The sequence below is a fragment of the uncultured Roseobacter sp. genome, assembly GCF_947496515.1.
Taxonomy (GTDB): Bacteria; Pseudomonadota; Alphaproteobacteria; order Rhodobacterales; family Rhodobacteraceae; genus Roseobacter.
The window spans coordinates 1-14,592 of sequence record NZ_CANMDB010000006.1 but is presented as its reverse complement, the minus strand read 5'-3'; the positions used below and the strand labels follow the sequence as shown (position 1 = coordinate 14,592).

16 protein-coding genes are annotated in these 14,592 nt (G+C 56.5%); 13 read left to right on the top strand and 3 right to left on the bottom strand.

The window, feature by feature from the left end; genetic code table 11:
* Positions 1-412 precede the first annotated feature (412 nt).
* Entirely contained in the window at positions 413-1,435 is a 1,023-nt protein-coding gene (locus Q1A53_RS12110; protein WP_299966857.1) for an AraC family transcriptional regulator, read from the bottom strand.
* 125 nt (positions 1,436-1,560) lie between these two features.
* Here Q1A53_RS12110 and Q1A53_RS12105 point away from each other — a divergent pair, with 125 nt between their 5' ends.
* From Q1A53_RS12105 to Q1A53_RS12090, 4 genes are all read left to right on the top strand, one after another.
* Entirely contained in the window at positions 1,561-2,268 is a 708-nt protein-coding gene (locus Q1A53_RS12105) for an SDR family NAD(P)-dependent oxidoreductase (protein ID WP_299966855.1), read from the top strand.
* A gap of 226 nt (positions 2,269-2,494) precedes the next feature.
* Positions 2,495-2,986, top strand: coding sequence for a carboxymuconolactone decarboxylase family protein (locus Q1A53_RS12100; protein ID WP_299966853.1), 492 nt, complete (start codon positions 2,495-2,497; stop codon positions 2,984-2,986).
* 86 nt (positions 2,987-3,072) lie between these two features.
* Entirely contained in the window at positions 3,073-3,360 is a 288-nt protein-coding gene (locus Q1A53_RS12095; protein ID WP_299966851.1) for an Atu4866 domain-containing protein, read from the top strand.
* Between the two features lie 53 nt (positions 3,361-3,413).
* Entirely contained in the window at positions 3,414-3,920 is a 507-nt protein-coding gene (locus Q1A53_RS12090; protein ID WP_299966848.1) for a nuclear transport factor 2 family protein, read from the top strand.
* A gap of 8 nt (positions 3,921-3,928) precedes the next feature.
* Here the strand turns inward: Q1A53_RS12090 and Q1A53_RS12085 are convergent, their stop codons facing one another.
* Positions 3,929-4,453, bottom strand: coding sequence for a MarR family transcriptional regulator (locus Q1A53_RS12085; RefSeq protein ID WP_299966845.1), 525 nt, complete (start codon positions 4,451-4,453; stop codon positions 3,929-3,931).
* A gap of 15 nt (positions 4,454-4,468) precedes the next feature.
* On the opposite strand from Q1A53_RS12085, the gene Q1A53_RS12080 reads away from it, so the two are divergent.
* Positions 4,469-5,212 carry a dienelactone hydrolase family protein gene (locus tag Q1A53_RS12080; protein ID WP_299966842.1) on the top strand — a complete coding sequence of 248 codons (744 nt, stop codon included), beginning with the start codon at positions 4,469-4,471 and terminating at the stop codon, positions 5,210-5,212.
* 42 nt (positions 5,213-5,254) lie between these two features.
* On the opposite strand, the gene Q1A53_RS12075 is transcribed toward Q1A53_RS12080, so the two are convergent.
* The gene (locus tag Q1A53_RS12075; RefSeq protein ID WP_299966839.1) at positions 5,255-5,701 is read right to left on the bottom strand and encodes an Rrf2 family transcriptional regulator; all 447 of its coding nucleotides are present in this window, start codon (positions 5,699-5,701) and stop codon (positions 5,255-5,257) included.
* Positions 5,702-5,781: 80 nt separating this feature from the next.
* On the opposite strand from Q1A53_RS12075, the gene Q1A53_RS12070 reads away from it, so the two are divergent.
* The 8 genes from Q1A53_RS12070 (at position 5,782) to Q1A53_RS12035 (ending at position 14,214) form a co-directional block, all read left to right on the top strand.
* Positions 5,782-7,245 (top strand): MFS transporter, encoded by a 1,464-nt coding sequence (locus Q1A53_RS12070; RefSeq protein ID WP_299966836.1) that lies wholly within the window; start codon positions 5,782-5,784, stop codon positions 7,243-7,245.
* The gene (locus tag Q1A53_RS12065; protein WP_299966833.1) at positions 7,242-7,877 is read left to right on the top strand and encodes a methyltransferase domain-containing protein; all 636 of its coding nucleotides are present in this window, start codon (positions 7,242-7,244) and stop codon (positions 7,875-7,877) included. Before Q1A53_RS12070 ends, Q1A53_RS12065 begins: the two co-directional genes overlap by 4 nt.
* Before the next feature lie 631 nt (positions 7,878-8,508).
* Complete coding sequence (locus Q1A53_RS12060; protein ID WP_299966830.1) at positions 8,509-9,717, top strand: site-specific integrase; 1,209 nt, start codon at positions 8,509-8,511, stop codon at positions 9,715-9,717.
* Positions 9,718-9,982: 265 nt separating this feature from the next.
* On the top strand, positions 9,983-10,342 hold the full coding sequence (locus Q1A53_RS12055) for a hypothetical protein (RefSeq protein ID WP_299966827.1): 360 nt from the start codon (positions 9,983-9,985) through the stop codon (positions 10,340-10,342).
* Positions 10,343-10,461: 119 nt separating this feature from the next.
* Positions 10,462-10,686, top strand: a complete 225-nt coding sequence (locus Q1A53_RS12050) for an AlpA family phage regulatory protein (RefSeq protein ID WP_299966824.1) — start codon at positions 10,462-10,464, stop codon at positions 10,684-10,686.
* 23 nt (positions 10,687-10,709) lie between these two features.
* Positions 10,710-12,482 (top strand): bifunctional DNA primase/polymerase, encoded by a 1,773-nt coding sequence (locus tag Q1A53_RS12045; protein WP_299966821.1) that lies wholly within the window; start codon positions 10,710-10,712, stop codon positions 12,480-12,482.
* A 56-nt stretch (positions 12,483-12,538) separates the two neighbouring features.
* The gene (locus Q1A53_RS12040; RefSeq protein WP_299966817.1) at positions 12,539-12,910 is read left to right on the top strand and encodes a hypothetical protein; all 372 of its coding nucleotides are present in this window, start codon (positions 12,539-12,541) and stop codon (positions 12,908-12,910) included.
* Positions 12,911-14,013: 1,103 nt separating this feature from the next.
* On the top strand, positions 14,014-14,214 hold the full coding sequence (locus Q1A53_RS12035) for a hypothetical protein (RefSeq protein WP_299966814.1): 201 nt from the start codon (positions 14,014-14,016) through the stop codon (positions 14,212-14,214).
* Positions 14,215-14,592: the final 378 nt, after the last annotated feature.

Genomic DNA, 14,592 nt, shown 5'->3' with positions numbered 1-14,592 from the left:
CCGTGCGGCCATGGCTGTGAGGCTCTGACGCCGTGTCGTTTGGGTAAGCAGCTGCGTCCCAAGCGACGTCTCAAGTTATTTCAGCGCATCGCTGACACACGACTTTCCATATCAAGCGCATCTACAGCTTTGATGATCGATCCGGCGTCCACAACGGCCAATAAGAGACAAACCTGACTGGAGACGAGGCTTATCATGTAAGAAAACTGACGGCTCATTGCGAATGAATGCAATCGAAATCGGACAGTGATTTGTCTCAGTGTGTGGGCGCTGTATTTCGGCTCGGGCGAAGACCTAACTGAAAAGCTCTGGCGCGCGGCAACGCTATTCGTATCTCCCAACCGCATCCGAAGACCGCAAAGAGCCCAATTTCCGGATGCTGGGACGCGAGCTAACGGCAGCTTCATAGCCATCAATGAACCGTCTCTGATGTCGGTCCTGCCCTGACTGCCCCCGCATTTTGAGGTTCCGTCGCCAAGATAGACCCAGCCAGAGCCTCAACATCTTTCATGGGGGGCAGGCCGAATTGCCGACGGTACTCTCGGCTGAACTGTGATGGACTTTCATACCCCACGGAGAATGCAGCCTGGGCGGCAGTCTGATCTTCGAAAAGCATCAGCCTGCGCGCTTCCTGAAGGCGAAGACGCTTGTGATATTGAAGGGGCGACATGAGCGTCACAGCCTTGAAGTGCTGATGCAGGGCTGAGGGTTGCAGATGGGCTTCTTCGGCCAACCGGGCCATGTCGAACGGGTCGCGGTAGTTCTTCTTGATCGACGCGATGACACGCGCGATCTGCTTTCCTTGCCCCGGCCCATAGACGCTCCGCAGCACGGCCTGCCCCCCGGGCGCGCGGATGATCCGGTAGAGCAACTCGCGCTCGTAGATTTTTGCAAGAGCGGGAATATCATCGGGTGCTTCAATCAGCTGAAACAATCGCGTGACCACATTCAGGATATCCAGTGTGGTTTCACCCAGAAACAACCCCGGCCCTTTTGCCGGTGGTGCGTCGTCCCACGGGATATCAATGGCCAGATCGGACAGGACTCCGGCGTCAATGCCAACGCGGATGCAAAGATAGGGCTCTGCCATGCTGGCGGACGTGATCTGGCCGATAATGGGCAAGTCGAAAGACACCACCAAGTATTTTGCCGGGTCATAATCATAGATGTGATCGGCAAGCATGACCCGTTTTGCGCCTTGAATGACAAGGCACAGCGCAGGTTCGTGAACGGTATGCAGGTCTTGAGTTTTCCGGGTGCTGCGGATGAGATCCAACCGAGGGACAGGCGTTGAGTGAATGCCATCAGATCGCACAAATCGGGCAACCCTAGTCGCCAGGTCATCAACCGCTTCTGTCATGCGTCTTCCATTATGCTTCAGCCAAGCTGCACTGCTTGATCGCATGTCACTTAGGCCCCGATAAGCACTTTTCACACCGTCGCGGAGAATTAGGCAATGATCCCGTGGGATCGTGCTACCGCCGTTGGCATGAGCATCCGCATATCTGCTGCACAACGGACGGCCTCAATCATGGGGCCGTCAATAGACAGGAGGTCGACATGACGGATGACAAAAAAGTATGGTTCATAACCGGGGCTTCACGGGGCCTCGGTCTTCAGATCACAAAGGCCGCGTTAGACGCGGGTGACCGCGTTGTGGCAACTGGGCGGAATGCTGATGCGGTTACCAAAGCACTGCCGGAGACAGACGACGCATTGGCTTTGCAGCTGGATGTCACTAACGCCACGCAAGCCGATGCCGCTGTGGCCAAAACTGTTGATCATTTCGGACGCATCGACTTTCTGGTGAACAACGCAGGCTATGGACAGCTTGGCGTCTTCGAGGAGATTGAGCACGAAAAGATCGTCCGCCAGTTCGACACCAACGTTCATGGCACAATGCACGTCACCCGCGCTGTGTTGCCGACCATGCGATTGCAAAAATCGGGTCACATCTTCAACATATCGTCCATTGGTGGTGCGCTCGGCTTCGACATTGCGTCGATTTATTGCGCCACAAAATTTGCAGTCGAAGGGTTCTCGGAATGTCTGGCCCTTGAGGTCAAACCATTCAACATCGGTGTCACTATCGTTGAGCCAGGCTTCTTCCGCACGGATTTCCTTGATGAAAGCTCAATCCGATATGCAGATCAGCCGATCAGTGACTATGCCGAGTACGCCAAGGCGGCCCAGGGCTTCTATCAATCGCAGAACCATGTGCAGGCCGGCGACCCCGCAAAGTTGGGTGCGGCGCTCGTGCGGCTTTAGCGCGATGAAGATGCGCCTCTGCGCTATGCCGCTGGCTCGGATGCCTTCGAGTATCTGAGCGGCGCCTATGAGGCCCGACAGGGCGAGCTGGCCAAGTGGCAGGACCTGTCCAAATCGACGGACGGCGCAACTGCGTCAGCCGCCTGACCGCAAAGCTCACTCTGCGCTGAAAACGTTCGACTTTGAATGTCTTCGGTATTCGACATCAAGCAAAAGGATACTGCCAATGCACAAGATTACCCTTTCAGCCATCGCTGTTGCGACCAGCCTGTCGATGACTCCCGTGAACGCGCAATCGAATGAAGGAAGCACCATGCCAGACACGACAGAAGAGCGGCTTCAGCTTGGTGCTGATGTCATTCTCAAGCTGAACAACGGCGTTCCTCAAACCACGCTGGAGAACATGCGTGAAGAATTTCCGTTCTTGGCTGACGCAACCCAAGCCTATGCCCTCGGCGACGTCTGGACACGTCCTGGTCTTGACGACCGCACGCGCCAGCTTGCGGCTGTGGCAGCCTTTGCGGCCATGGGGGAACGCGGATTGATGAAGATCCACGCAGGCTATGCGCTCAATGTCGGTGTGACCGAAGATGAATTGAAGGAGATCGTCTACATGATCACCGTTCCGGCAGGCTTTCCGAAGGCCATCCTCGCCTCCCAAACCATGTCAGAATTGTTTGAAGAGCGGCGCAGTGCGATCGGCGGAAGCGGTCAGTGAGTAGTGGCAGACATGGATTATCCGCAAGGATCTTCAGCGCCGCATTGGGCATCGTCATGACTGGATCCGCGGTACAAGGACAGCTCGTGACCACGGACTTTCCGCCATCCCCACGCCCCGCGGCTCCGACTGAGCCGCAATCGCATGAATTCGTCGGCATGTGGGTGACAGAAGACGGTCATATCCGCCACGATCTACTCCCGAACGGGCGTTACGATGAAGCACGCGGTGACCGGGAAAGTGCCTATCAGGGGCGCTATCACGTCACTGACGATATCATCCAGTATTGGGACGACACTGGTTTCTATGCCGATGGCCAGTTCCGAGACAGTGTCTTCTATCACGGCGGTTACGTTTTCTACCGCGAGGAATAGCGCCCCTCCCCAATTCACCGTGAAGCCGACGGCATATGATACCGGAGATCAAGATGACCAAAACCTACCGACTTACCGTTCTGCGTGGCTTGAGCCTCGTCGCTTGTTTGATGCTAGCACTTTGGTTTTCTCCCAGTGCTGCTGAAGACTCTTCGATGGAAGAAGAAAACCGAAAGATCGTTGGTGAAGCGTTCAAAGGCTGGGAGGCGGGCACAGTCAATGTATTCGATCTCCTGGCCGATGACGTCATTTGGACCATCACCGGTTTCGATCCAATGGTATCTGGAACATACCATGGAAAAGTAGACTTGCTCTCCCGCACGGTCGAACCCTTTAGCGAACGCATGAGCGAAGGTCTCAGCCCCACCGTACACAGTGTTTGGGCGGATGGTGACGAGGTCATCATTCATTTCGATGGCGAGGGGAGAACGGCAGCCGGTGATGTCTATAGAAACAGCTACCTCTGGATCTTCAAGATGGATGGTGGTGTTGTCACAGAGGTCATTGCATTTCTCGACACGGCAGCTTTCGCAGCCCTACTCGCACGCGATCCGGCATAGCCGCGCGATCAGGCTTTGCGGTGCATCATTTGATCGAGGTTCGCGATGATGTGCACCAAAAGGCCTGTGAAAACGGCTTTCTGTTCGTCCGTCAATCCGGACAGAGCTTCTCGGTTGCCCTCCATGAGAGCGTCAATCGCAATGGGCATTCGCTCCAAAGCCATTGGTGTGAGCGATATCATCTGACTACGGCCATCCTTGGGATCAGGCTTGCGGTCGATCAAACCGTCGCGCTCCATCCGGTTGAGCATCTGTGCCATGGGCGGCTGCTCAATCTTCGCAAAGCGTGCAAGGTCACGTTGCGTGTCCGCATGATCGTCTCGCAAGGCCACCAGAACCGGCAGATGACCCGGCGCAAAGCCTAGCGGTTTGAGGCGCGCCTCGCTGAGCCGCGCGAAGTTGCGTGCAGCCAGGCTGACCAGATGCCCTGGTGTCGAAAGCACATTATCCTTGTCGTCAGCCATTCTTGCGAGCCTCGTCAAAATATTACATATGTACATATGTAGATTCGTTTTCAACCTGCGCAACCTCATCACAGGCCACCGTTAATGACCGAAGAACAGCTTACAGTCAGAACCAAAGACGGTGATTGCCCACTCTTCATCTATACCCCGACAAGTGGCCATGGCGGTCCTGCGGTCATTTTCTACTTCGATGCCGGGGGTATTCGCCCTGCTGTCGCGGACATGGCGCAGAAGCTTGCAGACGCCGGATATGTGGTTCTGTTGCCAGACCTCTTCTACCGTCATGGCCCATACGGTCCTTTCGATCCAGTTGAAGTGCTAGCGGGCGATATGATGGCCATTCTCGGCCCTCTGCTCATGACCACGAACAATGCGAAGGCCGCCGAAGATACCGGAGCGATCCTCGACTACCTCAGCCGGCGAAGCGACATCCGTGGAGACAAGGTTGGAACAGTCGGCTTCTGTTTTGGTGGTGGTATGGCCATCACCGCCGCCGGAACCTATCCGGATCAGATTGGAGCCGCTGCCAGTTTCCACGGGAGCAGTCTGGCCAGTGATGCGCCTGATAGCCCTCACCTCTATACGTCAAAGCTGAAAGCTGAACTCTACATCGCTGCCGCCACGAATGACGAACACTACCCTGCTGAAATGGCGAAGAACTTTGAGGCCGCGCTAGAACAAGCAGGCGTGACCTACACGGCCGAAACCTATCCTGCCGCGCATGGATGGATGAAACCGGATTTCCCGGTCTATGACGCGACATCGGCTGAGCGCGGATGGAAAGAAATGATCGGCTTTTTTGATCGCACTTTGAAGCCTGCAGGCTGATGCAGATAGGCGCGATGCTCGCGTAGGTATTGTTGAGCGCGGCTAAACCTGTTCAGCACACTCGCGGTTTGCGGTTGGGCCGTTCCAGCCTTCCGCCAATTGTGCGACCGTGATCCTGTTCAGCGATGCTTGAAATTGCAATCGTGCGGCGTTCAAGGCGTCATCGGTCGCCGCATAGGCGGCCTTGGCCAACAAACAGCTTGGGTCGTCGTCGTCATTGCCGATGGCAAAGAGCTTCGGGGATCCAAGCGCCTCATAAATTGCAAGCAGGGTAACATCCTTCAATGGCTTGGCCAGCGACCACCCGCCGCCATGGCCCTTTACAGATGTCACGATCCCGGCCTCGCGCAGTCCAGACATCGTGCGGCGCACCACGGCAGAATTTGTTTGCAGCATTTGTGCGATCTGTTCGGAGGTCGCAGGTCCCTCCATGCCGTCCAAATGCAGAAGGGCATGCAGCACGCGGGAAAGGCGGTTGTCCTGTCTCATCTGGCGGATTATCCCAGTCACGTAACATTTGAACACACAAGAGATTGACTCTTACAATCTCTTGATACATTTAATGATACATGAGTATTGCATCAGACGCCAGCTTGCATTCGGGCACTGTCCATTCAAAGCGATGGGTGGCTTTCGGCGTGCTGATACTCGCCAGCTTCATGAACCTGATCGATGTCAGCATCGTGAATGTCGCTCTGCCGCAGATACAAGCCGACACCGGCGCCACCCCAACGCAACTTGAATGGGTCGCGGCAATCTATGTCCTGGCCCTTGCCGCTGGCATACTCCCCTTCGGACGCTTTGGTGATGTCTTCGGGCGGCGAAAATTGTTCATCGGAGGGTTGATCGGGTTCACCGTGTCTTCCGCTGTCTGTGGCCTTGCACCGGATGTGGTGACACTGATCGCAGCACGGGCCGCAAAGGGCATTGCAGCGGCGATGATGGTGCCGCAGGTTCTCGCCATCGCCAATGTGATCTTCCCGCCCGAGGAAAAAGCCCGTGTCTTCGGCCTCTTTGGTACAGTGTCGAGCCTCGCCGTCGTCGCGGGCCCGATCATAGGTGGCGCACTGATTACTGCCGACACTACCGGTCTTGGATGGCGCTTGGCGTTTCTGATCAACCTCCCATTTGGTATCGCGGCCTTGATCGGGGCACGCATCTTTATTCCCCTCCTCGAAACCGACAGCGAAGCACGAACAGACTGGATCGGCACGACGCTGTTCACTGTGGCTGCGGTGCTGCTGGTGTTGCCCTTGATCGAAGGCCGCGCGCTTGGCTGGCCGTGGTGGAGCTTCGCCGCCTTGTTCGCAGCGATCCCCGCAACACTCGCCTTTGTCGCCTTTGAGCGTCGCCGCAGCGCGAAGGGCTTATCAGCCCTGATGCCACCCGGCCTCCTGTCGAATGGTCCCTATCTGCGACGGCTTGGACTAGTGACACTATTCTGCAGCGGCGTCCCGGGTCTATTCCTCGTGCTTGCGATCTTCCTGCAGTCCGGGTTTGGGCTGACCGCCTTGCAAAGCGGCCTTGTCACAACCCCGTTCCCGGTCGGTGTGATGCTCGCCTCGATGACAACGGAGCGGCTTGGCAACCGTTACCTCTCGGCCCGTATCGCAACAGGCGCCGCGTTGCTTATGTTCGGAATGATTGCGCTGCAATGGGTGATTAGGTCCATTGGGGCCGACCTGAACCCTTATGCCTTCACCATACCACTTCTCGTTTGTGGCTTCGGTATGGGCACCGCGATCATGTCATTGTTTCAAGTCACCATGTCGAGCGTGGCGCCAAAGGACGCCGGTGCAGGGTCCGGAGCCATGCAAGCGTTTCAACAGATCGGCGCGGCCCTTGGCATCGCGATCGCGGGTCAGATCTTCTTTGGGCTGCTTGGTGAAAACGGAATGGCGGCAGGCGCTGCCACAACACCTCGCTTTGTCGAGGCCGCAGCGACGGCCACAACCTATTCCATCGCCGTTTTCGCGACACTGACAGGTCTGGTCGGCGTGTCGGCATGGCGCACAAGAAAGGACACGACATGACGATGCCACAAGCCCATGAGGATGCCTCCACGTTTTGGGAAGGCCACTATGCAAAGCTGACACAACCGTCAGGTGGTCGTCCCTCGGCCATTCTGGTTCGCTTTGCTGGGGGTCTTGTTCCCGGGCGGGCCCTCGATCTGGGTTGCGCACGCGGGGATGACACGATCTGGCTCGCAAAGCAGGGATGGGTGGCCACGGGCGTCGATGTGGCGCAGTCAGCAATCGATGCGGCACAACGGGTAGCGGAAAATGCTGGCGTTGCAAAACTTGCACGCTTCGCGCGTCACGATCTGAATGTCTCCATCCCCGATGGCGCGTTCGATCTCGTCTCAGCGATGTTCCTGCATTCACCGGGCAAGTTTGACCGGGCCGCAGCGTTGCGGCGCGCAGCAAGTGTAGTCGGACCCGGCGGTTTGCTCTTGATCGCGGCCCATGGGTCACGCGCACCCTGGTCGTGGGCTGACCCAGATACGGTCTATCCTACAGCAGACGAAGAACTGGCCGATCTCAGCCTCAGCCCATCCGGTTGGCACGATGTCTTCGTCGGGCCCATCGAACGGATTGCGACGGGTCCGAGCCGCCAAACCGCAACTGTTATCGACACGGTCATCGCACTCCAACGCCAGACTTAAATGTCAAAAACCACCAAGGCTTCCGCCATTGATCGGGTTTCCCGCTATCTGAAACATACGAAAATGATCATTGGTAACTCAATCACCAACGGCAGGTTTGGTCCAACGAACCGGTCATCAAGTGTTGGTGTATCTCGTCCTTGCGGTGAATACCTGAAATGTGGGCTGCTGCCGCAGCGTTCCATTTGGGTGTGCAATGTCGGGTATGAGCGGATACCAACTTGGTAGGACGAGAAGCGACTCAAAAATGCTATCCCGGGCGGAACCTTCTCGAAGTCATCTTTAGAGAAATCCGCCTATCCACCCAATTTTAAGTCATTTTATTGGTGCGGGGCGGAATCGAACCACCGACACGAGGATTTTCAATTGGTCTTTTGATCCAAACATGCTGTTTCAGTATCGCTCAGACCATCGCATAGTTAGTTGAAAATATTGATCTTTGCGCTTGGCAGGTCGCCACAGCACGTCTCACGCTGAAGCATTTAAGCTCACTGTTCCTGCTACCCAGCTGATACCCACAGGCGGAAAAAACCACACGTGTATCTCGATCCCACACTGGGCGACCCAAAACCATGCAAACCCTCTAGGGTTATCCCTGACGTGGATGACTATCCCATCTTATCATGGGCTTATGAAACGCAAGCTCACCACCAAATTCATTGAAGGCAAGAAGCCCGATCCGAAAAAACGCCTCGAATATCGAGACGAACTGATGCCGGGTTTGGTGCTGCGCATCAGCAAGGCTGGCGCCAAAGCCTTCTGCCTCCACAAGCGCATCAACGGGAAGATGCGACGCCTGCCAATCGGTCGATTTCCAATCATTTCTCTGGCCGAGGCTCGCGAAAGGGTGCGGAAAGTGCTCTATCAAGTCGAGACGGGCCGTTTCGAAGACAGTACTGGCATTGAGGTTGAAGCGAAGCCGACGCTAGGCGAGGTGATCCCCGACTACATCGAGAAACACGCCAAGGTTCACAACAAGGACTGGAAGCGCAAGAAAGCGCTGCTTGCAAAGTTCACCACCCTGTACGGCAAGCGGATCGACCAGATCAAACGTGCCGATGTCGTCAAGGCCTGCGATCCGATCCACCAGTCCGCACCCATCAGCGCGAACCGTGCTCTCGCACACCTCAAGCACCTGATGAGCTGGTGCGTCGAACGCGGCATGATTGACGCCTTCCCCATCGCCGGGATGAAACCAATGTCCAAGGAGCGACCACGCGAGCGTGTACTTTCGAACGATGAGTTGGGGGCTCTGTGGACGGCCTGTGACGCCGAAGGCTATCCTTTCGGGGATTGCATGAAGCTGTTGATCCTCAGCGGCCAGAGACGCGCCGAGGTTGCTGAAATGCGCTGGTCAGAACTCGACCTCGAAAAGCAGCTTTGGACGCTGCCTTCCTCGCGCGCCAAGAACGGCAGGCAGCACACTGTGCCGATCACCGGTGCAATGATGGATGTGCTGCGTAGAGTACCGAGGTTCCTCGGGTCGGATTTCGTGTTCACGACAACCGGCAAATCGCCCTTGTCCGGGTTCGGTCGCCTGAAAAACCGTCTCGATAGGGCGCTGCCGGAGGGTGCTGACCCATGGATCATCCATGACCTGCGCCGCACTATGTCCACAAACATGACGATGCTGCGCGTCCCGCAGCCGGTGACTGAGGCACTGCTGAACCACAAGACGGGTGTGGTTTCAGGTGTGGCGGCCATCTACAATGTCTATTCATATGCGGACGAAAAGCGCGAGGCGCTTGCGCTTTGGAATAGTCATGTCGAGAAAATCACCAAATCAAGCATACTATCTGAAATATCGCGACTTGGAGTGGTTGGATCGACCGCTTCCTGAAATGCCGTTTTTCTTTTCGGACGACGCAATGAAGCGGCTTCGCAGTGAGGTTCAAGTTGTCGCCAAAGTCGACCAAGTAAAACTGGCGACAGAACTTCGAGCACTCGCCTAAGCGTTTTGGGTAGCAGCAGCGTCTTCCCCACTGGGCATCGGCGCGGGTCCAAAGCTAGCGAGCGCGGACGAACGGGTCAGAAAAATTGGTAGTTCCGTACTGAACCCCGCCGAAAAACTCATCGAAGCGCTTGCAGTTGAAAATCTCTCCACCTTGTCTGAATGGCCGGACGAACTGCCATCGCCGCCGCCAGAGCGCGAGACTCTGCTTGCCCAATTGGAGTTGTTGGTATCCAGGGCACGAGATTTGTCTGAGGTTCTGGATGACAGGAAACATAAAGGCGTCTCAATAGCGCACGAGTTCAAGATCGATCTCGCCAATGCGCTGTCAGACGTGTTCGAGTGCTATTTCACCGACGTCACTGCAGCGCGAGGCGGCTACGACAGAACCAAAGATCCAAGCAGCGAATATAGACGCTTCATGACCGCGTGTGTTACCGAAATCTTTGGTCCAAGTTTCTCTCTTTCAGGAAACATTCTTGATGAAACCTCTATATCGCGAGGGAACAGATAGAACTTGCACACCTTCCGCGTAAGTTTGGCTACACCTTTGATTTAGCTTCGTTTCAATCCGCCATATGTTGTCCACACATGGAGCCGGCTCCTTAGTCAGACCGACGAAAGGGAAAATCCATGATGGATGAATTGAATACGCCAAGGCTGGTATCGCGCGACGACCTAGAGCGCTTGGGTATCCGCGTCAGCAATACAACCTTGTTGCGCTGGGAGCTCCGTGGGCGCTTTCCACGGCGCGTAAGGCCTGGCGGCACTACGGTTGCGTGGATCCTGTCAGAAATCGAGGATTGGCTCGCTGAACGCGCTGCTGAGCGCGCCCGCACGTACTACGCCGACTACTGATCACCCAGAAAAGGAGAACCGGGATGCGCAAAGCGTTTCGTTTCGAGGGTGATATGCTGTCATCTTCGATTATCAAAGCCGCGCTCGCTTGGGCGTGCAATGGCGGTAAAATCATCGCTTTGCATGGCATCGGCGATGACGGCCAATGCACTTGCGGCAAGCCTAATTGCAAGAGTCCGGGCAAGCACCCCATCGCGGAATTGTTTCCGAAGGGACAGCACAGCGCCACGAGCAACGCGGTCAAAATCCGTCGCTCGTTCAAGAAGTACCCCAAGGCCAACTTTGGCGTCATCCTTCCGCCGGGCGTGGTTGTGCTCGATGTTGACGGCCCGGAGGCGGCCGAAACCTTCAAGAGGCTGAACCTCCCACCGACTCTGTCGGTTCGAACGGGCCGCGGGACACACTACTATTTCCGCGCCTCGGAGGCCCTACCCAAGAGGAAAGCGCCGCTTGCTGGCATAGACATCAAGGACAACGCCAGTGGATATCTCGTTGGCCCGCCCAGCATGCACAAATGCGGTAGCCGGTATCGCGTGCAACGCGGAGAGAACCGCTTGGCAGCGCTGCCTGCCGAGTTCTTGCGCACGCTTGCGCGCGACAAAAGCCGCACAGCGAACTTCGACACGGTTGGTTCCTTCAAAGCTGGAAGCCGTAACAATGAACTGACCAAAATTGCCGGATCGCTAAGATTTCGCGGGTTGACCGAAACGGCAATCGAAGGCGCTTTGCAGGCGATCAATGCTGCGGCGTGTAGTTCACCCCTCGACGCCGATGAGGTCGAGCGTATTGCCTCCAGTGTCGGCAAATACGAAGCCGGGCATGAAGAGGCTTTCGGCTGGCTCGGGGACGTCGAGGAATCCACTCCGCAATTCTCGATGTATCCTTATATCGTGAAAGGTGCACTGACTGTTCTCGACGGGAACATGGGGCAAGGGAAATCCACCTTTACCTGCGCCATTGCTGCCGCTGTGACGACCGGGAAGCCCCCACCTTTCGTGAACGATATCGAAAAAGGCTCGGTCCTGTTCATGTCTGCTGAGGACGACCCGTCGCGGGTGCTCAAACCTCGCCTCATGCAGGCCGGGGCCGATGTCTCGAAGGTGCGTTTCCAACAGGAGCCGTTTTCCTTGGACGAGCGCGGCTTAGCATTGCTCCGGCAAGAACTTTCGGCAAACACGCCCGCCCTTGTCGTGATCGATCCGATTATCGCCTTCATGAAGGAGGGTGCGGACGGGAACAAGGCAACCGAGACCATGCACTTCATGGTGCAGATAGACCAGTTGGCGCGCGAGTTCGACACGGCCATTCTGATCGTGCGGCACCTTCGGAAGGCGCGGGCTGACCATGCCATGCACCAAGGTATCGGCTCGATTTCGATATCGGCTCGGGTGCGGTCTGGCCTGATCCTCGCGCCGCATCCCGACGACCCGCGCTTGCGCGCGGTGGCCCACGCTAAGTCAAACTATGCCGAGCCGGATCCGACAATTGTGTTTGAGATGCAGAGCACCGGGCCACGCTCACACCCCCGCGTGAAATGGCATGCCTGCGAGCCTGAATTGACGGTGGGCGAACTACTCGCGCCTCCCGAGGCCGAACGGGGCCGACCGCCACGAGAACGCGACACTGCGACCGCGTGGCTGGAAAGCGTACTCCGCAAGGGGCCGGTCAAGAAGAAGGCGCTCGACGGCTGGGCCAAGGAAAAAGGGATCTCACTCCCTACGCTCCGACGCGCAGGCGAAGCCCTTGGCGTGGTGAAGTCGAAAGACGGGAAAGCCTCCGTCTGGTCGCTGCCCTGATCCGCGCGTCACGATCACTTTCTCAGAAGTCGCGCACGTGTGGGATTTTTGAGCAAGTGTTCATCCGCACCAAAAGTCGCGCTTACGGCCTTGACGGCTCAGGCGTGATGGAAACGAAAAAGAAGATCAAAATGACGAACCATCAAGAAATGCAGAACCGCCTGAAAACCGCAATCCAGCAGGCGATATTGGCCGAAGGCAAGGCCGAGGGTGCCGAAACGGTCAGCCTGACCAATACCGATGTCGTCCAGGCGCTATTGGAGATTACCGGTTTCTACGCCTCTATTCACGGTTTCGAGACCTACTCGCGGAAAGAACTTTCGTTCAAACACGCCCTGACGATCTTGGGTCACATCGAGCAATTTGAAAAATTGCGCAGAAAGGGGAAACTGCCCATGACCGTGATCCCGCGTTCGAAGACCAACTGACCCCACAAAGTGCAGGGGAGGCGTAGAGCAGCGGCTAGGGACTGAAAACCTCGGCAGTTTATATGACCCCCTGTCTGCCCGCGAGGCGGGCGCCGATAAAAAAATACCTCCCCCATCCCCCGTGGTCGCCCTGTGAAAGCGTTGCCGTTGGCGATGGGCGAGACGCCTTAGGCCGACCCGATGATAATGTATCAGTCTGTCGGACACGAGCCGGGGTCGATTTATCGAGTGTTTTCATACATTCAGCATTCGAGGCAGGTCGCAGTACCGCCCGCTGGGTATCACTCGGGTGGCAAACCACTTGGCGGACGTTCTGAAGGAATCCTTTGCAGGGGTCGCTGCTAGACGGTGCAGATAAGCGATAAGAATGCTAGCCTGTCCTGACCCGACCATTATCTGGTCTTTTGCCGACGATTGATGTCTCGCCGGACCCGTCGCCACTTGCCTTGATCAGTGAGTTCGGACCGATACCACGCTTCGTATTCGCGGTTAGCAGCAACCTCCGCTGCCCGGTCACCGTATTCTTGGATCGAGGCATCTGCCCGCGCGATGATTTCGGATTTCGGGATCAGCTGCGGCAGCACCCAGCCCTCCCACATGACCCAGACCAAAGCGATCACCGCAGGGCCGAGCAGAATTGTCCAAAATATGATTGATCCGACCGTCTCCAGCGTGCTGCCTCCAAACCTGATGCGCAGACGCTAAGAAACTGACCGCCATCCGTCAGGGTAAATCCTGATGGGCATATGCGGACACGGGATGAACCAGCGAAGGCGTCACAAAGCGCCTCAGGGCGCGCGTGAACGCGCCAGCAGTGCATTCGACGGCATCGCCATGCTCGTGGTCCGTCTCAGCGCTCCTGGCTCATTGTAACGCCGCCGCGCGCGCGTCTCGCTGTCGATCTTTGGCGCTATTTGCAGCTTCGGTCAGTTTCGCGCGAGTACACACGGCAGATCGGCAACCCTTCGATTTTGGTGGTCGAATACATACGCAAAGAGCTTCGGGCCGAACTTCTGGGCAATCTTCAAGCCGAGTGAGGGTTATCCCTGACACGCCTTTGTCTTGCGTCTTATTGATCTTCATCAGCAATCTAGGAGATCGACATGCCCGACATCATCACACTGAAAGCCCTATGCGAAGAACTCAAGATCGACCCGCGCGAAGCCCGCGAACGCCTGCGCAGCGCTGCCAGTGATGCCAAGGCAAATCCCGAACTGGCCAAGGCCCGAAAGCCGCGCACTCCGTGGCAGTGGGTGAAGGGGTCGAAGGCTCTGGGTGAGGCACGAAGGACAATATCCAACTGAACCTCCAATAAGAAGCTAGCAACGGGGCCGCCACAGGCGGCCTCATTGGTGGGGGCGTACCGGAAGTTCGCTGCGGTTGCAAATCGATCGAGCTGAGACAGCCGAAGCGAACCTTTGACTGCATTGCTCTTTGTTCTCTCGAAAATGACAAGCTTCGACAATGCAGAAAATCGTTTTCTGCTGTACGAAGCCTCTTTGTCTGTAGTCTGTATGCCCGTCTACTGTTCGAACAAGACCTCTAGAACATCAGTATTCCGTTTAACTAGTACGCGACGAACATGGTTACTGAGGTCAGGTACAGTGATCAGCCCCACCTGAGTGGTCCAATTTGATTGTTAGTGCATGATTGGCGTTTGGTCCATCTGGACGATGGTTTCT